The 25,958-nt window shown below is 65.7% G+C and carries 28 protein-coding genes; 18 read left to right on the top strand and 10 right to left on the bottom strand.

The genetic code is table 11. From position 1 onward, the window contains the following. Positions 1-8: 8 nt before the first annotated feature. The 4 genes from LVJ94_22530 to LVJ94_22515 all read left to right on the top strand — a co-directional run bounded on the left by LVJ94_22530 (position 9) and on the right by LVJ94_22515 (position 5,998). Complete coding sequence (locus LVJ94_22530) at positions 9-2,099, top strand: DUF4139 domain-containing protein (GenBank protein WXB09992.1); 2,091 nt, start codon at positions 9-11, stop codon at positions 2,097-2,099. Next, the gene (locus LVJ94_22525) at positions 2,092-3,696 is read left to right on the top strand and encodes a DUF4139 domain-containing protein (GenBank protein WXB09991.1); all 1,605 of its coding nucleotides are present in this window, start codon (positions 2,092-2,094) and stop codon (positions 3,694-3,696) included. Before LVJ94_22530 ends, LVJ94_22525 begins: the two co-directional genes overlap by 8 nt. 113 nt (positions 3,697-3,809) lie before the next feature. Next, positions 3,810-4,232 (top strand): metalloregulator ArsR/SmtB family transcription factor, encoded by a 423-nt coding sequence (locus LVJ94_22520; GenBank protein ID WXB09990.1) that lies wholly within the window; start codon positions 3,810-3,812, stop codon positions 4,230-4,232. Positions 4,233-4,276: 44 nt separating this feature from the next. Further along, positions 4,277-5,998, top strand: coding sequence for a serine/threonine protein kinase (locus LVJ94_22515; protein WXB09989.1), 1,722 nt, complete (start codon positions 4,277-4,279; stop codon positions 5,996-5,998). A gap of 87 nt (positions 5,999-6,085) precedes the next feature. Here the strand turns inward: LVJ94_22515 and LVJ94_22510 are convergent, their stop codons facing one another. Both LVJ94_22510 and LVJ94_22505 read right to left on the bottom strand, forming a co-directional pair. Next, positions 6,086-6,559, bottom strand: coding sequence for a MarR family transcriptional regulator (locus tag LVJ94_22510; protein WXB09988.1), 474 nt, complete (start codon positions 6,557-6,559; stop codon positions 6,086-6,088). A gap of 186 nt (positions 6,560-6,745) precedes the next feature. Beyond that, complete coding sequence (locus LVJ94_22505) at positions 6,746-7,177, bottom strand: Ohr family peroxiredoxin (GenBank protein ID WXB09987.1); 432 nt, start codon at positions 7,175-7,177, stop codon at positions 6,746-6,748. 154 nt (positions 7,178-7,331) lie between these two features. On the opposite strand from LVJ94_22505, the gene LVJ94_22500 reads away from it, so the two are divergent. The 7 genes from LVJ94_22500 (at position 7,332) to metG (ending at position 15,033) form a co-directional block, all read left to right on the top strand. Continuing rightward, a complete protein-coding gene (locus LVJ94_22500; protein ID WXB09986.1) occupies positions 7,332-8,315 on the top strand; it encodes a hypothetical protein in 984 nt (327 codons plus the stop codon). A 21-nt stretch (positions 8,316-8,336) separates the two neighbouring features. Further along, positions 8,337-9,107, top strand: a complete 771-nt coding sequence (locus tag LVJ94_22495) for a nucleotidyltransferase domain-containing protein (GenBank protein ID WXB09985.1) — start codon at positions 8,337-8,339, stop codon at positions 9,105-9,107. 54 nt (positions 9,108-9,161) lie between these two features. After that, complete coding sequence (locus LVJ94_22490; GenBank protein ID WXB09984.1) at positions 9,162-10,235, top strand: LacI family transcriptional regulator; 1,074 nt, start codon at positions 9,162-9,164, stop codon at positions 10,233-10,235. A gap of 130 nt (positions 10,236-10,365) precedes the next feature. Continuing rightward, the gene (locus LVJ94_22485) at positions 10,366-11,133 is read left to right on the top strand and encodes a 3-oxoacyl-ACP reductase FabG (protein WXB09983.1); all 768 of its coding nucleotides are present in this window, start codon (positions 10,366-10,368) and stop codon (positions 11,131-11,133) included. Between the two features lie 27 nt (positions 11,134-11,160). After that, positions 11,161-11,949, top strand: coding sequence for a polysaccharide lyase family 7 protein (locus LVJ94_22480; GenBank protein ID WXB09982.1), 789 nt, complete (start codon positions 11,161-11,163; stop codon positions 11,947-11,949). Between the two features lie 105 nt (positions 11,950-12,054). Beyond that, a complete protein-coding gene (locus LVJ94_22475; protein ID WXB09981.1) occupies positions 12,055-13,371 on the top strand; it encodes a serine/threonine protein kinase in 1,317 nt (438 codons plus the stop codon). A 192-nt stretch (positions 13,372-13,563) separates the two neighbouring features. Then, positions 13,564-15,033, top strand: coding sequence for a methionine--tRNA ligase (gene metG, locus LVJ94_22470; GenBank protein WXB09980.1), 1,470 nt, complete (start codon positions 13,564-13,566; stop codon positions 15,031-15,033). Here metG and LVJ94_22465 read toward each other — a convergent pair. From LVJ94_22465 to alkB, 3 genes are all read right to left on the bottom strand, one after another. After that, positions 14,993-15,766, bottom strand: a complete 774-nt coding sequence (locus LVJ94_22465; GenBank protein WXB09979.1) for a hypothetical protein — start codon at positions 15,764-15,766, stop codon at positions 14,993-14,995. The genes metG and LVJ94_22465 overlap by 41 nt on opposite strands. A gap of 70 nt (positions 15,767-15,836) precedes the next feature. After that, on the bottom strand, positions 15,837-16,289 hold the full coding sequence (locus LVJ94_22460; protein ID WXB09978.1) for a cytochrome c-type biogenesis protein CcmH: 453 nt from the start codon (positions 16,287-16,289) through the stop codon (positions 15,837-15,839). Between the two features lie 79 nt (positions 16,290-16,368). Next, positions 16,369-17,022: a DNA oxidative demethylase AlkB gene (gene alkB, locus LVJ94_22455; protein WXB09977.1), complete on the bottom strand. Its 654-nt coding sequence runs from the start codon at positions 17,020-17,022 to the stop codon at positions 16,369-16,371. 119 nt (positions 17,023-17,141) lie between these two features. Here alkB and LVJ94_22450 point away from each other — a divergent pair, with 119 nt between their 5' ends. Further along, on the top strand, positions 17,142-17,702 hold the full coding sequence (locus LVJ94_22450) for a hypothetical protein (GenBank protein ID WXB09976.1): 561 nt from the start codon (positions 17,142-17,144) through the stop codon (positions 17,700-17,702). Here the strand turns inward: LVJ94_22450 and LVJ94_22445 are convergent. Next, positions 17,693-18,067 carry a DUF3037 domain-containing protein gene (locus LVJ94_22445; protein WXB09975.1) on the bottom strand — a complete coding sequence of 125 codons (375 nt, stop codon included), beginning with the start codon at positions 18,065-18,067 and terminating at the stop codon, positions 17,693-17,695. The genes LVJ94_22450 and LVJ94_22445 overlap by 10 nt on opposite strands. Further along, positions 18,051-18,830: an aminotransferase class I and II gene (locus LVJ94_22440; GenBank protein ID WXB09974.1), complete on the bottom strand. Its 780-nt coding sequence runs from the start codon at positions 18,828-18,830 to the stop codon at positions 18,051-18,053. Before LVJ94_22440 ends, LVJ94_22445 begins: the two co-directional genes overlap by 17 nt. Before the next feature lie 53 nt (positions 18,831-18,883). Between LVJ94_22440 and LVJ94_22435 the strand changes: the two genes are divergently transcribed. Next, entirely contained in the window at positions 18,884-19,195 is a 312-nt protein-coding gene (locus LVJ94_22435; protein WXB09973.1) for a GIY-YIG nuclease family protein, read from the top strand. Positions 19,196-19,410: 215 nt separating this feature from the next. Here LVJ94_22435 and LVJ94_22430 read toward each other — a convergent pair whose 3' ends face one another. Next, on the bottom strand, positions 19,411-19,827 hold the full coding sequence (locus LVJ94_22430) for a response regulator (GenBank protein WXB09972.1): 417 nt from the start codon (positions 19,825-19,827) through the stop codon (positions 19,411-19,413). 161 nt (positions 19,828-19,988) lie between these two features. On the opposite strand from LVJ94_22430, the gene LVJ94_22425 reads away from it, so the two are divergent. Further along, positions 19,989-20,465, top strand: coding sequence for an OsmC family protein (locus LVJ94_22425; GenBank protein WXB09971.1), 477 nt, complete (start codon positions 19,989-19,991; stop codon positions 20,463-20,465). Positions 20,466-20,467: 2 nt separating this feature from the next. Here LVJ94_22425 and LVJ94_22420 read toward each other — a convergent pair whose 3' ends face one another. Then, complete coding sequence (locus LVJ94_22420) at positions 20,468-21,157, bottom strand: hypothetical protein (GenBank protein ID WXB09970.1); 690 nt, start codon at positions 21,155-21,157, stop codon at positions 20,468-20,470. 155 nt (positions 21,158-21,312) lie between these two features. On the opposite strand from LVJ94_22420, the gene LVJ94_22415 reads away from it, so the two are divergent. The 3 genes from LVJ94_22415 to LVJ94_22405 all read left to right on the top strand — a co-directional run bounded on the left by LVJ94_22415 (position 21,313) and on the right by LVJ94_22405 (position 24,509). Beyond that, positions 21,313-21,750, top strand: coding sequence for a nuclear transport factor 2 family protein (locus LVJ94_22415; GenBank protein ID WXB09969.1), 438 nt, complete (start codon positions 21,313-21,315; stop codon positions 21,748-21,750). A 90-nt stretch (positions 21,751-21,840) separates the two neighbouring features. Continuing rightward, a complete protein-coding gene (locus LVJ94_22410; GenBank protein WXB09968.1) occupies positions 21,841-24,234 on the top strand; it encodes a cation-translocating P-type ATPase in 2,394 nt (797 codons plus the stop codon). Then, positions 24,234-24,509: a hypothetical protein gene (locus LVJ94_22405; GenBank protein WXB09967.1), complete on the top strand. Its 276-nt coding sequence runs from the start codon at positions 24,234-24,236 to the stop codon at positions 24,507-24,509. Before LVJ94_22410 ends, LVJ94_22405 begins: the two co-directional genes overlap by 1 nt. 10 nt (positions 24,510-24,519) lie before the next feature. On the opposite strand, the gene LVJ94_22400 is transcribed toward LVJ94_22405, so the two are convergent. Continuing rightward, a complete protein-coding gene (locus LVJ94_22400) occupies positions 24,520-25,422 on the bottom strand; it encodes a LysR family transcriptional regulator (protein ID WXB09966.1) in 903 nt (300 codons plus the stop codon). A gap of 48 nt (positions 25,423-25,470) precedes the next feature. On the opposite strand from LVJ94_22400, the gene LVJ94_22395 reads away from it, so the two are divergent. Next, positions 25,471-25,941, top strand: coding sequence for a class I SAM-dependent methyltransferase (locus LVJ94_22395; protein ID WXB09965.1), 471 nt, complete (start codon positions 25,471-25,473; stop codon positions 25,939-25,941). Positions 25,942-25,958 lie beyond the last annotated feature (17 nt).

Raw genomic sequence — 25,958 nt, 5'->3', positions numbered from 1 at the left:
GCTGGGCCATGCAAGAGATCGCGTGCGAGAGCCGTATCGCATCCGTGGACCTGTTTGCGCGCGGCGCCGTGGTGACGCGCCGGGTGACCCTTCCTTCGGACCTGCCCGAGGAGGAGGTCGACCTGCTCATGGGCGGTATCACGGTGCAGGCGCAATCGGGCAGCGTGCGGGCGATCTTGTCGCTCGACGAAGGGGCGGAGCGGCGCATCGTTTACGTGCGCGCGCGGGCCGTGCTGCCCTTGGAGCCGCCCGCGCCCGGCGAGCTTGCGCAGCGCGTGCGCGAGCTCGAGGGCGATTTGGAGAAGCTGGAGCTCGAACAGCGCTACGTGCACGCGCGCCGGGCCGCCGTGGGGACGGTGAAGCCGGAGCCCGTGCTCGACGTGCGCTGGCGGCGCATCGATCCCGAGTCGCGCGTGTCCGACGCGCTGGCCGTGCTTTCGCTGGTCGACGATTTGACCTCGGAGCTCGATCGAAGGCTGCTCACCATCGACGATGCCCGCATCGATCTGGAAAAGCGCCTCGAGCGCGCACGTCTGGAGGCGGCGCAGGGCAGCACGGCGGAGCACGCGCAGGCGAGGGAAACGCGCGCCATCGTGGTGCGCCTCGGTGCGGGGCCCCGGCCTTCGGCGCTCGAAGTCTCCTACGCGGTTCCTGCGGCGCGCTGGTGGCCCGTGTATTCTGCACGCTTTGCCACGGGCCCGAAGCTCGCGGCGGAGTGGAGCCTGGAAGCCTTCGTGGCGCAGGCCACCGGTGAGGATTGGCAGGGCGTTCAGGTGAGTCTCTCCACGGTGGGCTTGGTGCGCGATGCGCAGCTGCCCGAGCTCCTCTCGTACCGTCTCGGACGAAAGCAGCCGCCGCCACGTCGCGGTTTTCGCCCGCTGCCCGAGGGCCTGCGCGAGATGTTCGCCGGCTACGACGAAGCGCTCGCCCGGTTCGTGCCGCCGCCGGCGCCCCCGCCGCGGCCACCGCGCCCGGTGCCTCGGCACGCGGGCCCGCACGCTGCGTTGGACGAAGCGGTCTTCAGCATGGCCGAAAGCGCCCCCGTGGGGGAGCTGAGTGACGCGAACGGCATGGAGGAGATGGCCTTCGCGCCCGCGCCTGCGCCGGGCTCGATGCCTGCCGCGGCCGCGTACGGCGCCGCACCCGCGCCCATGGTCATGGCCCGTCGCCAGGCCAAATCCCTCGTCCCGATGCGGGCGATGGCGCTGTCGGCGTCGATCGAGGATCAGCCCACGGTGGTCGGCTACCCCGATTCGTACGAACTGCAGCCCACCGATGCGTGGCTCGATTTCGACGCCCTGGTTCTCGCGGACATGGATGACCGCGACAAGCGCGGGCAGCTCGTGCGCGATCCCGCCTCGATGGCGGATGCGACGTCGGACGAGACGCACACCATCGAGCGCATTCCCATGCCGCGTTACGCATCCGATCCGCGCTACGTCGGCAACGGGGAGCGGCAGGTCCGCTACCGCGCCGATGCACCGGCGGACATCGGTTCCGACGGTGCCGCCCACCGCATTCTCGTGCGCAGCGCGGCGGGGGACGCGGCGCTGTCGATGGTGGCCTTCCCGCGCGAATCGGCGGAGGTGTACCGCGAGGCGTCGCAGCGGAATCCCTTCGAGGGCGTGACCCTTTTGCCAGGGCCGGCGGATGTCTTTCTCGATGGCGGGTTGCTCACCACGTCGGCCCTCGAGCTCACCGGCGATGGCGGCTCCTTGCGTCTGGGGCTTGGCGTGGAGGAGCGCATCCGCGTGGTGCGCAACGTGCGCGCACAGGAGGAAAGCGCTGGCTTCCTGGGCGGCAAGATCGCCGTGGTGCACGATGTCTCCATCGAGCTGTCATCGGCCCTGGGCTACCCGGTGACCCTCAAGGTGTACGACCGCCTGCCCGTGACGGAGGACAAGGACGTCGAGATCGAGCTCGTGTCCACGCGCCCTCGTCCGGACAAATACGATCAGGCCGAGCGCGGCACGCCCATCCGCGGGGGCCTCGTCTGGGAGATCGAACTCGGCGCGGCGGGGCGGACCCGCATCGACTTTTCGTACCGCATCGTGCTTCCAGCCAAGAGTGAGCTCGAGGGAGGAAATCGACGTGACTGAGACCGCGCAAGCCTGGCCTCGGGCCATTCACCCCACGACGGTACGCGAGGTGACGTTTTTCGAAGATCGGGCCGAGGTCGTGCGCACGGCGGATGTCGTGCTGGAGGAGGGCGAGCGATGGCTCGTCTTTTCCGGCGTGACCCCGTTCATCGACGAGCGCTCCGTGCGCGTGCGGCTGATCTCCGGCAAGGCCCGGGTGCTTGGCGCGCGCATCAAGCGCCGCGTGCACCACGAGGAAACGCTGGGCCGCGCGGACCTCGACGAGCGTGAGGGCCAATTGCGGCGCGCCGAGCATCGCCTTCAGGAGGCGAACGATGCCACCGAGCGGGCGCGTCTCCGCGGCGAGGGCGTGCGCGAGCTGCTCGATCGATGGACCTCGGGGCTCTCGACGGTGCCTCGCGGGCTGCGCGCTTCGAACGGGCACGAGAACGGGCGCAAACACGCATGGCGCGGGGCCTACGATGCGCTGGCCCAGGCGGAGGCCGAGGTGCTCGGTGCGGCCGATGCGGCCCGCGTGCAACGCGTTCAGGCCGAGGACGAGGTGGCCCACGCCGAAGCGCGGTTGCGCGAGGGGAACCTGCGGCATGTGCGGCAGGAGGCCCTGGTCGAGGTGCGCGTTCGGATCGATGAGCCGGGCGAGGCGCGCTTCGAGATCGTGTACCGCACGCCGGGTGCGCTCTGGCGTCCCGAGCACGTGGCCCGCGCCGGGGAGGGAACAACGGCGGAAGACGAGCTCGAGCTCCTCACGTGGGCCACGGTGTGGCAGCGCACCGGCGAAGATTGGAACGACGTTCGGGTGCGCCTTTCGACCGCGCGTCCCGCCCACCAGGCGACGCCTCCGCTCTTGGAGGACGACCGGCTGGTGACGCGGCGCAAGTCCGATGCGGATCGGCGGCGCACGGTCGTCGAGGGGCGCGAGCAGGAAATTCTGTCCGCGGCGGTTTCGGGCGCCAAGAACGCCGTCGAGCAGATGCCCGGCGTCGACGACGGCGGCGTTCCGCTCGTTTACGAGGTGCGGGCGCGCGCCGACGTTCGCTCGGACGGGCGCCCGGTGCGGCTCGAGATCGGGCACGTTCGCCTACCGGCGCGCGTGGAGCGGGTGGTGTACCCCGAGCTAGCGCGCGTCGCACACATCCGGGCCACGGCCACGTTGTCCGAGGGCGGGCCGCTTCTGGCTGGGCCGGTCCACGTGCACCACGCGGGCACGGCCGCCGGCCGCGTTCGAACGCGGTTCGTGGCGCAGGGCGATCCCTTCGAGCTAGGCCTCGGCACGGACGACGCCATCCGTGTGCGCCGCGATGTCGAAAAGGAGGACGAGACGAGCTCGATCCTGGGCACACAGCGCCGCAAGCGCACCGTCACGGTGTGGTTATCCAACCTGTCGCGCGAGCCAAAGCGCCTCCGCGTGACCGAGCGCGTGCCGGTGAGCGAGATCGATGGCGTCGACATCGACGTGCCCGCGCAGCACACCTGGCAAATCGATGCTCGAGACGGCTTCGCCACCTGCGACGTCGAACTCGCCGGCGACGAGACACGCAAAATCGTCCTCGTGTACGAGCTGCGCGCCACGTCGAAGATGGTATTGCCAGACTTGTAGAGACCTACACTTTGTCAACTGCGCAATCGTATTGCAGTTGAAATTTAGTTGGTTCGAAGCGTGTATCGCTTGCGGAACCGCCGCGCATGGGCGAAAACGATTTGGACCCCGCGATGATGAAGAGTTCCGCGACCGAATTGCCCGACCCCACATGTGGTCCCGAGGAGCACGCGCTACGTAGCGGACGTCGCAAGCCCGTCAGCGACGAGGCTTTCGAACGCGCTGCGTCGCTCTTCCGTACCGCTGCCGACGTATCCCGTCTCAAGCTGCTGGAGCGCCTGGCCGACGGCGAGTGGTGCGTGACCGAACTGGCCGAGGCCGCTGGAAGTGCGCTCTCCACGGTGTCGCAGCAGCTGCGCATGCTCCGTGCCGAGCGCATCGTCACCCGCCGGCGTGCGGGCAAGCACGTGTTTTACTCCCTCGCCGATCGGCACGTGATCGACATGGTGCACAACGCCCTCGAACACGCGTCCGAGCGAAGCCACCTCGTGGCCGACGTCGCGGGCAGCGCCGTCGAAGACGTCGCCGAAGAGTAGGCTACATCCCGCGCCACGAGTGAGTGGTATACGAGGCTCGCACCATGAGCCTGTCGTTTGGCCACCGTTTGGTTCCAGGGTCCGTCATCGGCGGAGACTTCACGGTGGAGAGGCCGCTCGACGAGGGCGGCATGGGCGCGGTGTTCGTGGTCGCGCAGCGAAGCACGGGAAAGCTGCGCGCCCTCAAGGTGATGCACCGGGAGATCGTGGCCGATGCCGCGTTGGCCCGGCGGTTCGAGCAGGAGGCGCGGGTCGGTGCGCGCATTGCGAGCGATCACGTCGTGGAGGTCATCGCCGCGGGTTTCGATGCGAGCATCGGTCTGCCGTACCTGGTGATGGAGCTCCTGGAGGGGGAGACGTTGCGCCATCGCATGGACACGCGTGGTGCGATGGCACCTGCCGAGGTGCAGGCCATTTTCGAGCAGCTCTGTCACGCGGTGGCGGCGGCGCACGCGGCGGGGGTCGTGCATCGCGATCTCAAGCCGGAGAACGTCTTTCTGGCGTCCTCGCGGCGCGCGGGGGCGACGCCGTTCACCGTGAAGGTGCTCGATTTCGGCATCGCGAAGTTGCTTGCGGAGGTGCAGACGCATGCCACGCGCGGCACGCTCGGTTCGCCGCTGTGGATGGCCGCGGAGCAGACCGCGTCGGGCGATATTGCACCGGCGGCGGACGTGTGGGCGCTCGGCCTCATCGCGTACCACCTGCTGACCGGTGGCTATTACTGGCGCACGGCGCGCGGTGGGACCAGCGTCCAACTTTTGCGCGAGATCGTGTTCGAGTCCCTTCCACGGGCGAGCGAGCGCGCCCGAGAGGACGGTGTTGCCGAAAGGCTACCCCCCGGGTTCGATCCATGGTTCGCGCGCTGCGTGACCCGCGAGATGGCCTCGCGCTTTCCCAACGCACGAACCATGTGGGACGCGATGCAGTCGGTCTTCGCGGGGTCGGGGGAATCGGTCGATGCGACCATGGCCCCGCGTCCCGTGCTCGTCGCCGCGCCGCGCATCGATCCCGCGCTCGCCCCGACGGAAACGCCCATCGCCTCCGTCCAAGAGGCGCGTGCCGCGCGGCCGCCGCCTCGCGCCCGCGCGGTGCCGTTTGCCGCCGGTGTGGTGGTCGCGGTCGCCGCCCTGGGCGGAGGCTACTTGCTCGCCACGAAGCCCAAACCGGCCGCGCCGCCCCCGACGCCGGTCGCGGTGTCCGCTCCCACGCCGGCCCCGCCGCCTCCACCTCCGGCCCCGGCGCCCGCGTCCGCATCGGCCACCGCGTCCGCCTCTGCGGCGCCGCCACCGGTAGCTTCGGCCATCGCTTCGAGCGCCCCCACCGCGCCTCCCCGCAAGCCGAAGAAACAGCTCTCGGCAAGCGGCTTCGGCGATCCCGCCGATCGCAATGCTGCGGTTCTCTGGAAGGTCCAAGACCGGCGCGTCCGGCTCTTCACCCGCATGATCCGAAACGACACCAACGTCATCGACAAGGAAGTTCGCGAGGCCGTCGACCACACGTCCTGGCTCTACCTGCGCTGCTACGAGCGCCACTTCCAGAGCGCAAAAATACTACCCGAGGGCGATGTCACCGTCTCCTTCGAGATCCTCGACCAGCTGCCGCGCCACGGCAAACTCGAATCGAGCACCTTCGAAAGCGTCGCCTTTAGCACCTGCGTGGTCGACGTTCTTCTGGGACAAACGGCGAACGGCGCAGGTCCCGATGGCAAAGGCCACGTGCTCTACGCATTCCGCTTCGTCCCCATGGATAAGCCACCGGTCGAATGATCGTGTCAGGTTGACGTTACGTCGTGCTGGAACCGCGGCAGCGTGAATGACCGGCGGGACCGGAGCGATGTTTGGTGTCTGCCACGATCAATCGCCTTCTACGTCATTCTCTTCGAGCCGCTTCGACAGTGCGCGCAGCTCGTCGCGCACCATTTCGAGGCGGCCGATCGAGGCCGCATCGTCCAAATCGTAACCCGCACGGCATGCGATGCCGAGCGGGACGCGCTTGGCCTTGGCCTTGAGGGCCTTGCCCTCGCGCGTGAGATGCACGTGCACCACGCGCTCGTCCTCCTCGCTGCGCTGGCGGGTGACCAGGCCCATGTGCTCCAGCCGCTTCAAGAGGGGCGTCAAGGTTCCCGAGTCGAGCGCCAGCCGCTCGCCCAACCTCTTCACCGTGGCGCCGTCCTCCTCCCAGAGGACGAGCAGCACCAGATACTGCGGATACGTCACGCCCAGCGGATCGAGCAGATCGGCATAGGCACGCGTGAGTGCGCGCGACGCCGCGTACAACGCGAAGCACAGTTGATCATCGAGTCGTAATAGGTCGTCCCGCGAGCTCATTCATGTCGTCCTTCTGGGCTACCTTTCACCATTGAAGGTGTGGAGGTTCACCCTGCCTGATCGAACCGCCAAGACGCCGAGAACGCCAAGGGAGGGAGGGTCGAGAAACGGCCTTTTCACGATTTCCCAATCTTTGGCGTCCTTGGCGTCTTGGCGGTTCGCTTCTTTCTGCGACCGAGTGTGGCGTTAGGCCAGACGAATCGCGACTTCGATGTTTCCGCGGGTCGCGTTCGAGTACGGGCAAACCTGGTGGGCCGCATCGAGGAGCGCCTGCGCCTGATCGCGCGGCAGCTCGGGAATTTCTGCGGTGAGTTCCGCGGCGAGCCCGAAGCCCTGGCCCACGGCGCCGATGTCGACCTTGGCCGTGATCGTCACGGGGCCGGTCTTGATGCCCTTGCTCTTGGCCACGAAGGCGAGCGCGCTGCCGAAGCACGCGGCGTATCCGCCCGCAAAAAGCTGCTCGGGGTTCGTCCCGTTGCCACCGGGGCCGCCGAGGCTCTTGGGAAGGCTCAACTGGACGTCGAGGTTTCCGTCGTTGCTGGTGACCTTTCCTTCGCGGTTCGAGGCCGAAGCGGTGGCGGTGTAGAGGACCTTGTCGATGTGTACCGGATTGCTCATGACCAGATAGGTAGCGATCAATTTAATTGTGCGCAACTGAATTTCGTCACGGCGACGTCGATCCCATCGATGAGCTCGAGCTTGCAAGCCCATCGATATGATGGTAACGTTACCATGCGTTAACATCGGGATTCGTGCCAAACCGAGGTGAAGGATGCAAACGACGCGATGCCTCAGTCTTATCGTCCTCACCGCGATCGCCTGCGCATCCGGCAAGGCCGAGGAGGAAATGCCGGCGACGCCGGACGGCGCCTCTCACGTGCCGCCGCAGGTACCACCGCAGGCGCCCGATGCGGCCTCGCAGGTCGCGCAGGATGGGGCTCTCGATGGCGACGGCGTTCAAATGCTATTTCCCTCGGCGTCATCCGGTGTCTCGTTTCGACTTGGCCCGAACAATCCCAACGACACCGATCGTTTCCTCATCGAAAAAGGCACCAAGGCCACCCCGGGAACGGATGGCGGTATCCACTTTTGGAACCTGCCGAGTTACCCCTTGGATTACTCGAGCGGCGGAAAAGGCTGGACGAGCCGCCTGCATGTGCACGCGAGCGGCGGTGAGCAGAAGTACACGTGGAAAACACAACACGGATACCTCTCGAGCCCGCAGGATTTGAAGAACCAAGAATTCACCGTGTACGTTCGCCCGCACCAGATCCTCGATCGGCCGCGCGCCGCGCTCACCTTGAAGATCCGTGGCGGGAAGCACTCGTCGAAGGAATCCGAGGCGGCTCTTGGCTCGTGCACCATGATGGTTCTCTCGCCCGCGAGCGAGGGCCACGTTGCCCGGTTTGGCAAGGAGCTGAATCACCCCACCTACGATTACGTCAAGCTCACCTCCGCCTTCTCCGCGGAAATGGCCGATAACGTGTGGGTCGGCATGAAGCTGGTGAGCTATGCGCAATCCGGCAAAGTCATCAATCGCCTCTATCTCGATACCGATCCGTTCGATCGCACGAGCGGCAAGCCGAAGAACGGTTGGCGGCTCTTCAGCGAGTACGTCGACGAAGAGGGCAAAAGCACCGGCACGTACACGAAGCTCGTCGATTGGGGAGGGTGGCAAACCACGTTCCGCACCGACGGCATCCACGATATGGACGTGGCCATCTTCTCCGTGCGCGAGATCGTTCCGCCGGGGTAGCCTCCCGCAGTAAAGTTAGGCATGCGCTTTCAGGATGACGATGCATTCTGCCGGTACGTCGCGGGCGAGCTGGCCGGCCTGGCCGACGTCGTGGCGGTGGCGTTGGGCGGATCGCGGGCTGCGGGGACGCACCGGCCGGACAGCGATTGGGACTTTGGCATTTATTACCGCGGCAACTTTTCGCCGGACGCTTTGCGTGCGCTTGGCTGGGCGGGAGAGGTGTGCGAGCTCGGCGCGTGGGGTGGGGGCGTGTTCAACGGCGGCGCGTGGCTCGAGGTCGATGGGCGCCGCGTCGACGTGCACTACCGCGACTTGAACGACGTGGAGTTGCGGCTCGCGGAGGCGCGTGAAGGGCGATTCCACATCGAGCGCCTGCTCTTCCACCTGGCGGGCATCCCGAGCTACTTCGTGGTGGCGGAGCTGGCGCGGGCGCGCGTGCTGCATGGCGAGCTGCCCAAGCCAGAATACCCGGACGCGCTGCGGCAGGCCGCGCAGCGAACCTGGTGGAACGACGCTCGACTTCACCTCGCGTACGCGAAGGCTGCGCACGCATCACGCGGGCATGTCGTGCACGTGGCGGGGGCCATCGCGCGGGCCACGTGCGAAGCGGCGCACGCCATTCTGGCGTCGCGTGGTCAATGGGTGACCAACGAGAAGACGCTGCTCGACGACGCAGGTTTGCGCGATGCCGACGCATGGCTCACCGGGCTCGAGCCAGGGCGTCTCGTCGAGGCCGTCGACCGCGTCGCGGACAACTTGGCAAAGGCTATTGCGGCGGCGCAGGCGCCATAAAGAAAGATACAAATCCGGTGGAACGTGCGAAGATCTTCGACGCAAGCAAACGAGATGGCAGAAAAGCAGAAGACCCATCGGCAGCCAAAGCTTTCTCGCCCCACCACGATTCGCGACATTGCGGAGCACACCGGGGTTGCGGTGATGACGGTTTCCCGCGTCGTCAACGAGAGCGGGTACGTCAGCCAGGAGATGCGCGAGAAGGTCCTGAAGGCCGTACAGGAGCTCAATTATCATCCCAATGGGCTCGCCCGCGGTCTCAAACGGCGGCGCACGCAGGCCATTGGCATCCTGGTGCCCGACATCGCGAATCCCTTCGCGGCGGAGTTGGTCGGCGGCATCCAGGAAGTGCTGTCCGCACGCGGCTATTCGTCGTTCATCAGCACGAGCGATCGCAGCACCACCCGCGAGGAGGCCGGCTTGCGCGCCCTCTTCGACCACCGCGCCGATGGAGCGATTGTCGCGACGCGTGAGACGAAGGCGGGCAATGATTTCTTATTGGGCTTGCTGAATTACGATTTGCAGATCGTCGTCGTCGGGCGCGAACTGAATCATCCCCGCGTGGACCGCGTCACGGCGGACCATTTCAAAGGCGGTTACGACGTCACCGAGCATTTGATTCGAATGGGGCACACCCGCATTGCCTTCGTCGGAGTCACGCCCGCGAACGGGGCAGGGTTGCATCGCTACCGCGGATACATGGAGGCTTTGCGCGCGAACGGCATTCCCTTCGACGAACAGCTGGTCGTCGGACCCAAAGTCGATGCGGGCCCGGGGTTTTCCACGCAAGACGATGGCTACGAGGGGACGAAGCGCCTCTTGGCCTCCAAGCGCCACCCCACCGCCATTTTCGCGCGCAACGATTTTACCGCGATGGGATCGATGTATGCCATTCGCGATGCGGGGCTGGCCATTCCCGACGACATCGCCGTTGCCGGTTTCGACAACGTGCCACTCTCCGCGTACACGGCGCCGCCTCTCACCACCGTGGCCCAGCGAACCGTCTTGCAAGGGCGCGAGGCCGCCCTCCTCTTGCTCGATCGCATCGACGGCAATCGGCAGCGCGAACGCCGCAACATCTGCCTCGATTGTGAACTCATCGTCCGCCAATCGACCACCAGGTCGTAGTCGATTTACGAGGACGGATTAAAGAAGGTTCACTGAAATCGACGCCGCCGTCCGCTTTCGGGTGGCGGAGCGGTCTGCGTCGTTTATGATAACGTTATCACACGGCGATGGCGGTCGTTCGAGGAGAGGCATGTACAAATATTCGGACATCGTAGGGAAAGTGGCATTGGTGACCGGGGCAGCCTCGGGCATCGGAAAAGCCGCGGTCTTGGCCCTCGCCGAACAAGGCGCGCGCGTCGCAATCAACTACTTCCGCAACGAGAAGGGCGCCGAGGAGACCAGGCAGCAAATCCTTGCGGCGGGAGGGCACGCCATCACCGTGCGGGCCGACGTGACCCATCCCGACGACGTGCAGCGGGCCGCTGCCGGCGTTGCCGCCGAATTGGGGCCCATCGACATCCTGGTCAACAATGCCGGATCGCTCGTGGAACGATTGCGCCTGATGGACATGTCCGAAGCGCGCTGGGACGACGTGGTGGACCTCAATCTGAAGAGCGCGTTCTTCTGCGCTCAATCCGTGGCCAGCTCGATGATCGAGCGTAGGACGGGGGCGATCGTCAACGTCTCGTCGATTGCGGGGCGCAACGGTGGGGCGCTGGGATCCATCCATTATTCCTCGGCCAAGGGTGGTCTCATCAGCATGACCAAGGGGCTCGCGAAAGAGCTCGCGCCCCATGGAGTCCGTGTGAATGCCGTGTCGCCCGGGGTCATCGACACGGCCTTTCACGAACGGTTCTCCACGCCCGATGCGATGAAGGCATACGCCAACGCCATTCCCGTGGGGAGGGTGGGATCCCCGGCGGAGGTGGCGAGCGTCATCGCGTTTCTCGCGTCGGACGCGTCGAGTTACGTCGTGGGGGAGACCATCGAAGTCAACGGCGGGATGTTAATGGATTGATAACGTTACCACTTTGGGAGGCGGACGATGAACGGACGATGGATTCTCGGATTGGGGGCGCTGCTGCTGGTCGGATGCTCGGGCGAGGCAACGGGTGACGATGTCCCCTTGGGCGAGGCGACCGAAGGAGGCGAGGCGGCCCTTGCGGGCGAGGCGCCGGCCAAGGTGCTCGACCTGACGAATTGGAAGGTGACCTTGCCCACGGGCTCGTCCGAAAAGCCAAAGGAGGTCACCCAGCCGTCGCTGGCCACCTTCTCGGTCGATCCGTATTTCAAAGTCAACCCTGCGGGCAACGGCGTGCAATTTCGGGCCCCGACCAATGGGGTCACCACCAGCGGCTCGGGCTACCCGCGTTCCGAGCTGCGCGAGATGAAGGCCGGTGGCAAGTCCAACGCCAGCTGGTCGACCAGCTCGGGCACGCACACCATGATCATCGACGAGGCCATCACCGCGGTGCCCAAGAAAAAGAAGCACGTGGTGGCCGGCCAGATCCACGATGCCAACGACGACGTCATCGTCATCCGCCTGGAGTTTCCCAAGTTGTTCGTCGACATCAACGGCGACGAAGGCCCCACCTTGGATGCGAACTACGTCCTCGGCAAACGCTTTACGGTGAAGTTCGTCGCAAGCGCCGGCAAAATCAAAATCTACTACAACGACGCCAGCTCGCCGGCCTACACACTGAGCAAGAAGACGTCGGGGTGTTACTTCAAAGCCGGCGCCTACACGCAGTCGAATTGCGACAAGGAAGACTCCTGCGGCGCGAGCAATTACGGCGAGGTGAATATTTATGGACTCAAAGTCACGCACCAATAGACTTGGCTGACTCAGCGGCGCATTCGATCGTCCCTATTCATGGGACGACTGCATTAACTCGAAGTCAATAACATGGACTCCCGCGCGGCCGGCCATTGATGGTTTGTGAGCCGCGTCGGGGAGAAGTATCGCCTCGAACCGGGCCACCACCTCGATCGGTACGAGCTTCTCTGCCCGATCGCCCGCGGTGGGATGGCTTGGGTGTGGCTCGCGTGCCTTCACGGTAAGGCCGGATTCGAAAAGTTGGTTGCGGTCAAAACGATCCTTCCGCAATACGCAACGGATCGGCGCTTTCAACGTATGTTTCTGGACGAAGCACGCATCGCCGCTGGCATCACGCATGCCAATGTGGCGCGCGTTCTCGATCTGGGGGAATCCCGCGGTATTCTGTATTTGGTGATGGAGTGGGTCGACGGCGACTCGCTGGCGAAGCTCCAGCGTGCCGTGAAGGATCGGGAAGAATTGATTCCCATCGATGTCGCGCTGCGCATCGTGGCCGATGTTTCGGCCGGGTTGCATGCGGCCCACGAACTGCGGGATCCCTCGGGTGCGCAGCTCGGCGTCGTTCATCGTGACGTGTCGCCGCAGAACATTCTCGTGAGCGTAAACGGGATTGCGAAACTCATCGACTTTGGAATCGTCACCGTCCGCGATCGCGCGTTGGACGACTTCCACGCGGGGCTGCTCAAAGGGAAATTTCCCTTTATGTCACCGGAGCAAGCGGTTGGAAAACCCGTGGATCGGAGGTCCGACGTCTGGGCCATGGGCGCGGTGACTTATTACTTACTTACGGGGAATGCACCGTATGGCGACGATAATGAGTTTGCGACCCTGCGCAAGTTGAGAGGGGGCGCACCTCCGCCGTCGCTCCCCCCGATGTACCCATCGGAGCTCAATGCATTGTGCAAGCGAGCCATGGCCCGCAACCCCGAGGAGCGCATGGCGACGGCCGCCGAGTTTCAATCCAGCGTCGAGATGCTCATGGTGCAGATGGGATGCCATCGGGTTTCGAGCGACCTGGCGGCGTTCGTGGGACATCACATGGGGGATCGTCGCGATGCCCGCTACAAGGCCATCGCCCATGCCGTGCGGGTGGCGGCGGATCGACGTTGCAAGGTTCTCTTGTCGCGATCCATGGCCGAGGCGCTCGATCTGGACGGGCTGGAGGACTCCAACGTCGGGATCCCCAGGACCATCCCGATGGCTCCGCACCAGGAGGACGATGAGACGCGCACGTTCATCCCGCGGAGCCAGCGGCGTCGCACGCGTTTGGCCCCGCGTTCGGCATGCGTCCTCGCGCCGAGTTGCGGGGAGCCATTTCGCGCCGCCCTGTTGGGGGTGGCGGTAGCGTTGTCGTTTGCGGGCGTGATCGTGCTCCTGCGTATTCTTTTTTTGACGGTCGGTGGTGGCGTGTCACACTAACGCCGATGTTCGAAGTTCGCCCGTCCGCAACGATGTCGATGTCCATGCGTGCCAGCACGCGCGGAGTCGCCGCGGTGTGGGACGGATAGGTCGAACCAAGAACCGTCGAACCTTTCTGCCACCCAACCCGGGCCGCTCCGCAAGAGCCGCCCGGGTTTCGTCGTTTTGTCCCGCGAAAAAGGAGCTACCACCATGACCCGAACATCCGTCTTCGTTTCCACTGCTATCCCGTACGTCAACGCAGCCCCGCACCTCGGCTTCGCGTTGGAGATCATTCTCGCGGACGCCTTCGCCCGGCATGCCCGTGCGCGGGGGGCCGCCGTGCACTTCGTGAGCGGCACCGATGACAACAGCCTCAAGAACGTGCGGGCCGCCGAAGCCGCCGGCCTCTCTCCCCGCGCGTTCGTGGATGCGCACGCGGCGCACTACCGTGACTTGCAGTCGCTGCTCGGCGCATCGTTCGACGACTTCGTTCGCACCAGTGCCGATCCGCGCCACGTCGAAGCGGTTCACGCATTGTGGGAGGCCTGCGCGCGGGCTGGAGATCTCGAGAAGCGCACGTACCAAGGCCTCTATTGCGTCGGTTGCGAGGCGTTCTACGAGGCCTCCGAGCTCGTGGGCGGGACGTGCCCCGAGCACGGCACCGCGCCCGAGGTGGTCGAAGAGGAAAACTGGTTCTTTCGTCTCTCGCGCTACCAAGCGCCCATCGCCGAGGCCCTCGCGTCGGGCAAACTCCGGATCCACCCGCCATGGCGCGGGCGCGAAATCGCCACATTCGTCGCGGGGGGCCTGCGCGACGTCAGCGTCTCGCGCTCACGCACACGCGCGCGGGGCTGGGGAATCGCCGTTCCGGGCGATCCGGACCAAGTGATTTACGTGTGGTTCGACGCGCTCGCGTACTACCTGACGTCGGGTCTCTGGACCGGCACCGATCGGCGCATCCAAGTCGTGGGGAAGGGGATTGCCCGCTTTCACGCGGTGCTCTGGCCTGCGCTGCTCCTCGCGGCCGGCTTGCCGCTTCCCACGGACCTCTGCGTTCACGGCTACCTCACCGTGCGCGGCCGAAAGATCGGCAAGTCCGCGGGGAACGGCATCGCCCCGCAGGCCGTGGTGTCCCGCTATGGCGCGGACGCGCTCCGCTACTTCCTGCTCCGTCACGTCGGCCCGGTGCAAGATGCCGACGTGGACGAGGATCGCCTCACCGCGGTCTACACGTCCGAGCTGGCCGACGCCCTGGGCAACCTGGTATCGCGCACGCTCGGTCTCGTTCGACGCATCCCGCGTGGTGCGGTGCCCGACGAACCCGACGGCGATGCGCTCTCCGTGCGAGCGCGCGCCCTGGAGAAGGTCGTCGACGACGCCTGCGAACGCCTCGCCCCGGACGAAGCCCTTCGCGCCATTTGGACGCTGGTTGCGGCCGCGAACAAGCACCTCGCCGATGGGGCCCCGTGGGCGGCGCCGAGCGCGTGTGAAGCGTGGGCCATTTTGCACCCCGCGCTGACGGCCATCGAGGCGATTGGCCGCGCCCTCGTTCCATTCTTGCCATCGACGGCGGAGGCCATCGAGCGCGCCCTCGAGAATCCCACCGCGGCGGCGCCCGTGCTCTTTCCGAAGACGGTGCTCACTGCCGTGGAAGAAGGCTCATGTCCGCCCGGTACGTGAGCGACTCGGAGTGCATGGCCCCGATGGCTCGTATCCCCAGCTGGTGCTCGAGGGTCTCGATGTCCTCGGCCAGGTGCGCGGACTTTCCATATTCTTCGACGGTCGTAAATCCCATGAAGAGAAGAATGTCATTCAAATCCCCGCCATCGACGATTCGGTATGCCAGCATCGTTTTGATGCCGATGGTCTCTTGGTAATTCGTTTTTAGCTTTCCCAGCACGCGCAGCGCATTCGGTGTATCGGTCACGGTGAGTGTGACCATGCGAACGTATTTCGACGTCAGCCCGCTGGGCCGGCCGATGCTCAGATCCTCGAGCGCAATGACCCGGCAGATCGATTGGAACTCGCCGAAAGGGTGAACGTGCGCTCGGTTGTCGGCGGCATCTTCGGCCGGCTTCAGCGGCGCGTCGAAATCCGACCAGGCGCGCCCGATGGTCGCATCCATGAATTGCCCATGGCGCGGTCCGGAGGTGAAATACCAGCCGTACCAGCCCCACGTGTCCCCGTTGGACTCGTGCCATCGCAGGTGCTGCTTGTAGCCATTGTCGAAGTTCTGCTCTTGTCCTTCTTTCGGCTTCCACACCACGAATTGCGCGACCGCATTGCGTGTTTGGGACGCAAAGGAGAGCGTTTCGGCCCGCGCCTGGTCAGCTGGATGCGATGGATGCGAGGTGCTACCGCAGCCCGAGGCGAGCAAGAGGCATGCGACGACGAAGACGCCCATTCGTACCATGGCCCCGAGGATGGGGCCGCGACATCAGCGCGTCCAATCGGAAATCGCGATGAAGGATCATCGAGATTCTCTATGGATGATCGAGCTCGCGCAGCTCGTCGTCGAGCCGCGCGTCGTACTCGTCGTGGCGGACGGCGCGCGGGGCTGCGGGCGCCGTGCGCGGGCGCGTCCAGCGGCGCCAGAGCCACAGGAGACCGATCGCGCTGAGCAGCATGACGCTGGCGCTCGCGAAGGTCACGGCCACGCGTGGATCGCGTCCCTTGGGGATGGCGCGGATCCGCTCGCCGTAGCGCGCAACGAGGTCCTCCTCGATGGTCTCCACGGATTCGCCTTGGTCCAGGCGGCCGTGGATTTCGGTCCGGAGCTCGGTCGCCAGTGGCGACTCGTGGATGTCCAAGGTCTGCGTCCAGCAGCATGGCGCGAGAAGGCGTCCCTCGAGGATGGCCTCGCCATGCTGGGCAAATGCGGTCACCACGACAAATGTGAAGCATAAGCCGAAGAGCGTTGCGAACAGTCGGGGCATGGGCAGACTCCTGACATACGTATTTAGAGCCGCCAGCCCTGGAGGGTGAGTGCGGCAAGTCGTCGCATCGTCGCCTTCTTCATAGCGCTTTGCGGAACGTCAGGTTGATGCGGCGGCCGCCAAAGATGGGGTGGTGCCCATCTTCGAGCTGCGCGACGCCATGAAAGGTGAGCCGGGAAGGTCCGCCCCACACCACGACGTCACCGTGCTCGAGCCGAATGCGCCGAGGTCGATCCGAGCGCTGGGCGCCTCCGAACAAGAATGTCGCCGGCAAGCCGAGCGACACCGAGACGATGGGCGCGGAGAAATCTCGCTCGTTGCGATCCTGATGCAGCGACAAGCGAGAACCTGGCTCGTACCGGTTGATCAGGCAGGAGTCCGGGACGAAGCCGTCGAAGCCAGCTTCCTTGGCCGCGCGCGCAGCCAGATCGAGAAACGAGGCAGGCAGCGGCGGCCACGGGCGCCCCGTTTCGGGGTCCAACGGATCGTAGCGGTAACCGCGTGCATCGGTGACCCAGCCCACGTGGCCGCAATTGCTCATCGCGACGGACATGCGAAAGCCGCCAGGAGTAATCATATGACGAAACGGTGCAGTGCTCGTGAGCTTATCCAACGTGGCCGCGAGCTCCGTCTCGATGTCTTTGGCGAAGTGCACCAGCAACACCGCACCTTCCGCCAACGACTCGCGTGGCTTCCGCGTATCCTGCCAATCCCCGAACAATCCGATGGTCACGTGTACGATTCTACGCGCGCACGTCGTGTCGAATATCTAATTTTCGCGAGGAAGCAATTTCGTGAGTGCTCGTACGAACCGGGGCCTCAATGGCACGTACGAAAGTGAGTAAATTTAAAATGAAATTAACGAAGAAGCATTCGCTTGGTGGCGGGGTCATCTTGTTGGCGGTGGGCGTCTCGTTGGCGGGCAGCAGCGCGGCGGCGGAGACGGAATCGCAGAGCGCGCTCGCGACGGATTGGAGCACCGCCCCCGTGACGGTGACGCACAGCCCCGCGCCGGTCCCGAATTTCAAGACGTTGCGCGTGGCCAAGCAAGCGGGGTTCGATCGGTCCACGTTCGAATTCGACGGCAATGCCGTCCCCGGCTACATCGTCCGCTACACGACGACGCCCTCGCAGTGCGCGAGCGGCGATCCCATCCAGGTGACCGGCGCGGCCAAGCTCGAAGTGATCATCCAGCCGGCCAACGCCTACAGCTCCGAGACCGAGCAGCCGACGTTCTCGCCCGCGTCGATCGTCGATCTCAAGCCGAATCTCTCCTCGGTGAAGCAGCTCAAGATGTCCTGCCCGGGCTTCGAGGCGGAGACCTCGTACATCGTCGGCGTGGCGTCGAAGAAGAACTTTCGCGTGCTCGAGCTGACCAACCCGCCGCGCATCGTCGTGGACGTTCAGCAGTAAGTGCCCATCAACCGCGCCAGGGCCTCCTCCGGTTCGTCGGTGAGGCCCGCGTGGGGCGGGGAGACCTGCAAAATGGTGCTGCGCGTGGCCGTGAGCCAATGCCACCGCTCGCGCAGCGGCAGTTGCCCGATGGGACCTTCTCCCTCGCAAACGAGGGGGATGGCCGCGAGGTGCTGCCGCACCAGTTCGAGATCGGCCTGCCGCAGGCCCGGCCATAGCGCGAGCAGGCGCACCTCGTCCAGCGCGATGCGGGCGGCGAGGTAGTCGCGGGCGCCGCAGAAGAGAATGATGCCGGCGTTGATGAATTCCTCACGCTCCACGCGCGGGACGACGCGCACGATCGCGTAATCAAACGCGCTGCGCACGGATCGCCTCCTCGAGCAGCAGGGGGAGGGTGGCCCGGCGCGCGTGAAGCCACCCGAGGTAGGCCGCGCGGTGCGAGGCATCGTCGGAAAAGCCATGCTCGGGACCGAGCCAGCCCGCGGGGATCTGCTCCACGATGCGTGCGATGGCTCCGTCGGTGAACGCCGCCGCCAGATGCGCCGCCGCGGCCTCGAGCTCCGTGGCCCAGGGCAGAAGAATGTGCTGGCGCACCTCGGCGAACGGATCGCGCACGCCGTCGAGCGGGTCCGCCGGGCTCCAGCCATGGTGGAAGTAGAGCGAGGCGCCGTGATCGATCAACCACAGGTGCGTGTGCCACACGAGCAGGTTCGGGTTGCGCGGTGTGCGGTCGACATTGGCGACGAATGCATCGAGAAGCACCGCACGGGAGGCCGTGACGGCATCGGGCGCCGGCGCCACCACCGGATCGAAGGTGATGCTGCCGGGCAGGTAGTCGAGCGCGAGGTTCAATCCAGCGCTGGCCTCGAGTTGATCGCAGATCTCTCGATGGGGTTCGCTGGCCGCCAGGGTGCGGTCGAGTTCCGCGAGCACGATTTCCGGCACGCGGAGGCCCGCCACGCGGGCGAGCTCACCGGCAATGAGCTCGGCGACGAGGGGCTTGGTGCCCTGCGCCGCACCCCGCAGTTTGACGACGTAGAGGCCCAGGTCGTCGGCCTCGACCAGCGCGGGCACGGAGCCGCCTTCGCGAAAGGGCAGCACGTACCGAATGACGTTCACGGTGCGCATGTTTCTCGCGCCTTACCTTAGCGGAACCGGAAGGAGCCATGTAGTCTCGCCGCGTGGCCTCCTCGTGGTTCGTCTACATTGCGCGCTGTGCGGACAGCTCTCTTTACGTGGGCATCGCCCGCGACGTGGCCGCCCGCATGGCCCAGCACGACGCCGGCACCGGCGCCCGCTACACGCGAGGGCGCGGCCCGCTGGAGGTCCTGGCCACACGGCGCTGTGCAAGCCAAGGGAATGCGCTGCGCTTGGAGTATGCGCTCAAAGGCCTTTCGCGCGATCGAAAGCTCGCGCTCGCCGCATCGCCGGGCGAGCTCTCGGCCTTTGCCCGCGGGTGCATTCGAAAACGTCGGGTCGTAAAAGCCGATTGATCCTTTGCGGGCTCGCGAGTTTCTTCGCAGCCGAGCAGCGGCAGCGAGAATCCCCGGCGAGGCCGGCGCCCTAGTCCGTCTCCGGTGTCAGGATCGCCAGACGGATGGCGATCCTATCTTCTGGATGCACTTCGCGCCGGCCTCGCCGGGCGGTCTCGCTGCCGCGGTTCCAGCACCAAGTCGTTCCGACCCGACACCTTCGATCGACCGTTGCGTCAAGTCTCGTTCGCGCTGTCCCCGCGGGCACGGATGCGCCGGTGGGCGGCGAGGGCGGTCTTCAAGCGAAGTGCAATTTGGCTCATGCCGCTCCCTTTGGATATCCAGCCGTGCGCATTGGTTTCCAATGCACACAGCCGGAGCTCGGCCTCGCTGCATGACGAAATGACGAAATATTTCGTATCGGGGCCGGCCACGCTGCGAATCAACTCGATGATTCGGTCGCCGCGCATGGTGGGAATATGAATATCGACCAATGCAATGTCCGGCTGAAAAGAGCGCACCAAGCTGGTCAGCCCGATGGGGCCTTCCCTCGTGGCGACGTCGAATCCTTCGAGCGCAAGTCCCCGTGCGAGCAGGTCCAACTGCGTAGGATCGTCATCGACCGCGAGGATACGTGGACGCCATTTGTTCATCCTCAGCCCTCCCAAAACTCGTCGATGCTACCGCGCGCACTCCGAGGAATCCAAGCAATGTTTGTATATTCCACCGACAAACTCAGGGCCGTGTGAACGCGGGTGCCGCAGTGTCAGCAGCGAACGGAAATCCGAATCGTGCTTCTGGTATCGTTGGTCGTATGGGTCAAGAACACACGTTCGCTTGCAAGCTCGTCTGGACCGGTGCCGAGCGCGGTCCGCTCACCGACTACGCGTCGTACTCGCGCGAGTACGTCGTCGAAATGGAAGGGAAGCCACCGATGCGTGGCTCGGCGGCGCCCGTGTATCGTGGAGATGCTTCGCTGCACAATCCCGAGGATTGGCTCGTTGCGGCGCTGTCGGGCTGCCATTGTCTGTCGTACCTCGCGCATTGTGCACGGGCAGGGATCGTCGTCGTTGCCTACGAAGACGCCGCGTTCGGTCGGTTGGCATTGCGTGATGGGAAAATGCGCTTCACGGAGGTCACGCTCGCGCCGCGGGTCACGATCCGAAAGGGCTCCGACGAGACCAAAGCGCATGCGCTGCACGAGAAGGCGCACGCCGATTGCTTCACTGCCAACTCAGTGAATTTTCCCGTTCGGAACGAACCTGCCGTGATTGTCGTCGGCGACGTTTGACGTTAGGGGACGAGGCCCAGAAGCGCATCCGGCGTGCATCGCGCGAGGTACTCTCGATCGGCTCCCTCGACGTGCGCGCCCTCGGCCTTGAAGCGCGCGAGCGCCCCTTGGATCACGTCGGCGTGCATGCGCAGCCACGCAGGCTCGTCGAGGCCGATGGCACGTCGATTGATCCACATCCAGAAGAGGGCGGCCTGGTCGCATTGAAGCTCCGTCCACGCGCGCTCGCCGACATCGAAGCGCCCATGGTTGTGGAAATGCGACCAATCGTGCAGCCCCCAGAAGAGCGCATTCATATTGTCGGCCGCGAGCCAGAGCACATCGCGCGGGCGAATCCGCCGCGCCCACAGCTCGTCGGTCGCATCGTCGATGGCGTACGGCGCCAGGGCCCAGTCCTCATTGCCGGCATCGTCGCTTAGCCCCATGCCAAACGCGTGGAGCTTCGCCAGTTCGCGGGGCAGGAAGTCCTCGCGCCCATCCAGACGGCCCAGGAAGGCGCGATGAAAGACGAAGACCATCCGCGCGGGATCGGTTCCATCGAGCGGCGTCGATAGGTCAAAGGGACGTGCACGCGGGCGCGTCCACTCGAGCGTGTCGCTCGCGCACCAGCCGAAATCGTCGAAGATTCGCTGGGGCACGCACCTCGGCAGGGGCGGGGTGTCGAGAACCACGGTGATGTTCGGGGTTGTCATTCGGACGTCGGCGTCACAATCCATTGCCAGGCTCGAGAGTACGGACCAATACTGGACGATCGGGGAGACATACCATGAGCACTTCTTCATCTTCTGGTCGTTCTGGTGCATCCAGATGCATTGTCCTTGCGCTCCTTGCTGCCGTCGCTCTTCTGGTGTTTCTGGTGGTTTTTCTGGCCGGGAAGACCACCGAGGCGGCCACCAGCGACGCCGACGCGCTCCAACTCATCGCGCTCGACAAGGCCATGCAGAAGTCCGTCGTGGACCGTGACGCCAAAGCGTTCGCCAACTTTCTCACGGACGACTACACCTTGGTGAGCGGCAGCGGCCGCATTTACGACAAGGCGGCCGTCGTGGCCGAGATGTCCTCGCCCGACGTTCGCTACGACGTCAACGAGTCGAGCGATTGGCGCGTACGGGTCACCGACAATACCGCTTTGGTAATTGCTATTTTGCATTCCAAAGGTATCGATCACGGAAAGCCATTCGATCAGCGAATTCGCTTTACCGATACGTGGATTCGCCGCGGCGAGAAAGGCGCATGGCGCAACATCGCCGGCCACGCGAGCAAGCTCGGAGACGGCGTCAAGTAGGAGCTGGGGCGTCGTTCGCAGACCTGAACGATTCGAGAACCGAAGAAGTTATTGACTCGCGGCGAGCCGATTGCTCTGCTGATTGGTCTCATGTCGGGCGACGCCACACTGCTCGGTGCGGCATCCCTTCCCGATCTGCTTCGGCAGATCACGGTGAAGGCTTTCGTACCGGGCCGCATTCGCTTTCATCTCGACTTCAAAGGGGACGCTTTTCTTCGCGACGCCATGCGACGCGAGCTCCAGCGTATCCACTCCGTGCGCCTGGCGAGCTACAGCTCGCGCACGCGGACGGCGCTCGTCTTCTACGACCCCGACCAGGTGAAGCCCGTCGACGTGGCGGAGGCCATCTGCCGCGGCGTGAAGGATTTCGCGCGCGTGCACGGCGAGTGCGATCTGCGCGACCACCGGCACGAAATCGCGGGCATCCACCGCGATGCCAACGGTGAGCACAGCCACCACCATCATCATCACGACGACCACGCGGGCCACGATCACCACGACGATCACGGCCACGACCATCAGCACTTGGGGAGCGACGAAGCCGTCCGCAAGGAGACCCTGCGGCTCGGTGCCGTGGGGGCCGTGCTCGGGTGGCTCGTGTCGCGGCGCCTTCGCGGGGTGCCGGTCCTCGGCAGCGGGGGCCCGCTCACCGATCTGGCGATGCTCCTCACGGTGGTGAGCGGCTACCCCATCTTCAAGAGTGGCGCGAAGTCGGCGGCCAAGGGCAAACCCACCGACGACACGTTGATTGCCATCGCGGTGATGGCCACGCTCCTGCTGCGCGAAAGCCTCACGGGCCTCAGCGTGGTGTGGCTCATCCAGCTCGGCCGGCTGCTCGAGGAGATCACCCTGCGCCGTTCGCGCTTGGCGATTGCCGACTTCATGGATCTGGCGCCGCCGGAGGCGTGGAAGCTCTCGCCGGCGCACGTGCCGGGTGGCAAGCCGGGGTTGCACCAGACGCCCGTGGAGCGCCTGGAAAAGAGCGACGTGGTGCGCATCTTCCACTTCGAGAAGGTGCCGCTCGATGGAAAGGTGGTGGCCGGCGTCGCCCTCGTGCAGGAGAGCTTCCTCACCGGCGAGGCGCTCCCCAAGGAAAAGCGTGCCGGCGACACCGTGTACGCCGGATCCATCGTGGAGTCGGGCGAGATCGACGTGGAGGTCACCAGCCTCGTGCACGAGACGCTCATCGCGCGCATGGTCGCCGCGGTGCAAGATCTGCAAGAGCGCCGCGCCCCCATCGAGGCCATCGGAAACCGGTTTGCCTCGCGGTTCGTGCCCATCTCGTTGGGGCTGGCGGGCATCACGTTGCTGCTCACGCGCAACTGGACCAAGGCCATCACGATGCTGGTCATCGCCTGCCCATGCGCGGCGGGTCTGGCTACGCCCACGGCGGTGTTCGCGAGCATTGGTGGCGCGGCCAAGCGGGGCATCCTCATCAAGGGCGGGCTGCACCTGGAGGGCGCGGCGCACGTCGATGCCGTGGTGCTCGACAAGACAGGCACGCTCACCGTGGGCTCGCCCAAGCTGGTGGCGATTCGCCTGACCCATGCAGGTGCGGCACGCGGTGAGAACGAGTGCGTGCGCTTTGCGACCGCCGTCGAGCGGCATGCGACGCACCCGCTGGCGGCGGCCATCGTCCGGGAGGCGCGCGAACGCGGTCTGGAGCCGGCGCAGGTGGTCGACTACGTGCCGCATCCGGGGTTCGGCGTCGCGGGGCTGGTCGATGGGGTGCGGGTCCAGATTGGAAGCCGTGCCTTCCTGCAGCGCGCGGGCATCGCCATGGACGGGGCGGACGTGGACCCTTTGCCCGAGGTGCGTGCGGCGCAATCGCTGGTTCATCTGGCGCTGGACGGTGCGCATGCGGCGACGTTTGCCGTGGCCGATGCGGTTCGGCCCGAGGCGCGTGCCGCGCTGGAGCAGGTACGAAAGCTGGGGGTGAAGCGCATATTGCTCGCCACCGGCGATCGCGATGCGCCCGCACGCTACGTGGCCGAGCAACTGGGCATCATCGAGGTGCACTCGGAGATGCTCCCGCAGGACAAATTCGACCTGATCGACAAGCTTCGCGCGGAAGGCCACCGCGTGGCCATGGTGGGCGACGGCATCAACGATGCGCAGGCGCTGGCCCATGCCGACGTGAGCATCGCCATGGGCGAGGGGCGCTGCGATCTGGCCATCGAGACGGCCGACGTGACCCTGGCGCGCAACGACCTGTTCCTGGTCCCGGAGGCGCTGGGCATCGCGAAGAATGCGCTGCGGACCATCCACGAGAACTTCGCCGCGTCGATTGGCGTGAACCTGGTGGGGCTCGGGTTCGGCGCGCTGGGGCGGCTGTCGCCGTTTTCGGCGGCCATCGTGCACAACTTGAGCACCATCGCGGTCGTGCTCAATTCGTTTGCCCTGCAAAAGAGAACCGCGCGCGCGACGCGCACGGACCTCGGACTTTTGGAAACGCGAGACCCACGAGACCTGGGAGAGCGGTGATGGCAAAGGGAAAGAAGAAAAAGAAGAAGGGCAAGAAGCTGGCCGCCGCCGAGGAAGTACCGCTCGGGACGAAGCTCCAGTACATCGGCGTGGGGATGGTTCTCGGCGTTGCCGCTGCCCCCACGGTGCGCAAATGGATCGAGCGCGCGCGGCCCGAGATCGACAAGCTTCTCGAGAGGCTCACCGCGCAGGCCGAGGAATTGGCCGAAAACGCGGGCGACTTCATGGCCACGGCGCGCGGACGCGTCTCCGCGAAGAGCGACGACGCGAACTAGAAATGGCCGCTTACCCCCGAAGCGCGCGCGCCACCCAGTCGATGGCGAGTGCGACGCGCTTCGGTAGCAGGCGGCGCGACGGATACACCGCGTAGAGCTCGCGCGCCTCGGGATGACCCACGTCGGCCTTGGGCTCGAGCAGGAGCAACCCTGCCGCCACGAGCTCGTGCCTCGGCGCGCGCACGATGCCCAGGCCGCGGGTGGCCGCCTCGATGCCCACGCGCAGATCGCTCACGGAGAAGCGAGCATGCGGCCGGAGGGTCGTCGCGGCACCGTCCTCGCGCCGGAAGCGCCACACGGTGCCGGGCCCGGTCACGATGGCGGGCAGCGACTCCAGCGCGGCGCGATCCAGCTTTTTGCGGTGGGCGAGCTCCTTCTGCACGAACGCGGGCGAAGCGCCCAGTCCGAAGGGAACGGCCCAAATGCGCCGGGCCACGAGATCGGCACCGTGCACGGGACCGGCGCGGAAGGCGAGGTCGAGCCCTTCCTCGAGCAGGTCCACCACCGCATTGGTCAGCGACAGCTCCACGATGACCTTGGGGTGCGCTTCGGCGAAGGACATGAGCGCCTCGGCGATCGGCCGCGAGCCACTTACCGTCGGCGCGGTCACCCGGAGCCTCCCGGAGAGCTCCTCGCCGGCGAGGTCCTCGACGACGCGGTCCATCTCGTCCAGAAGCGGAGCGGCGCGCTCGAGCAGCACGGTGCCCTCGGGTGTCAAGCTCACCCTGCGCGAATTGCGCTGAAAGAGCCGCACGCCGGCCGCCTCCTCGAAACGCGCCACCGTGCGGCTCACCGTGCTGGTCGGTACCCCTGTGTGGCGCGCGGCGAGGGCGAAGCTCCCGTGTTCGGCGACGGCGACGACCACGCGCAAATCATCGATGCTTACCGGGGGCACAGTGGATTTGTAGCCCATCGTGCGGATCGATTGAACAACGAGGCGCCCATCGGGAACGTACGAGCAATGGCCCTTGAACAACGGTACTTGGAAATCGCAGAAAAGACGGGAGGGCCCATTCTCGAGCTGCGCGCGGCGGCGGGATGGGCGGCCATTCCGCTGGCCCGGGCGGGATACCGCGTGGTGGGCGTGGACATGTCCGGAGGCCCGCTCGACGAATTCCAGGAAGAGCTCGATCGCGAAGACCGCGATGTGGGCCATCGGATCCACGTGTTCCAGGACATCGCAACCTTGAAACTGGCGGATCCGGATTTTTCACTGGCCATCGTGGCCTACGACGACGGCCCGTCGCGGCCCGAGGCGCTGCAGGTCACGGCGGCCGCGGCGCGGCACCTCGCGCCGGGCGGGGTGTTGGCGCTGGACCTGGCCGGGGTGGCCCATCTTCGGCGATTCGAGCTGGAACCGGTGCTGAAAAGCGCCGGGCTCGAGCTCACGTCCATCGGCAGCGGGTCCCTGGTGACGGCGACCAAGAGGTAAAAAGCTGCTATCTGTCA

The organism is Sorangiineae bacterium MSr11367 (assembly GCA_037157805.1).
Lineage (GTDB): Bacteria > Myxococcota_A > Polyangia > Polyangiales > Polyangiaceae > Pendulispora > Pendulispora rubella.
The sequence above is the reverse complement of the archived record's forward strand: the minus strand, read 5'-3'. Positions and strand labels throughout refer to the sequence as shown.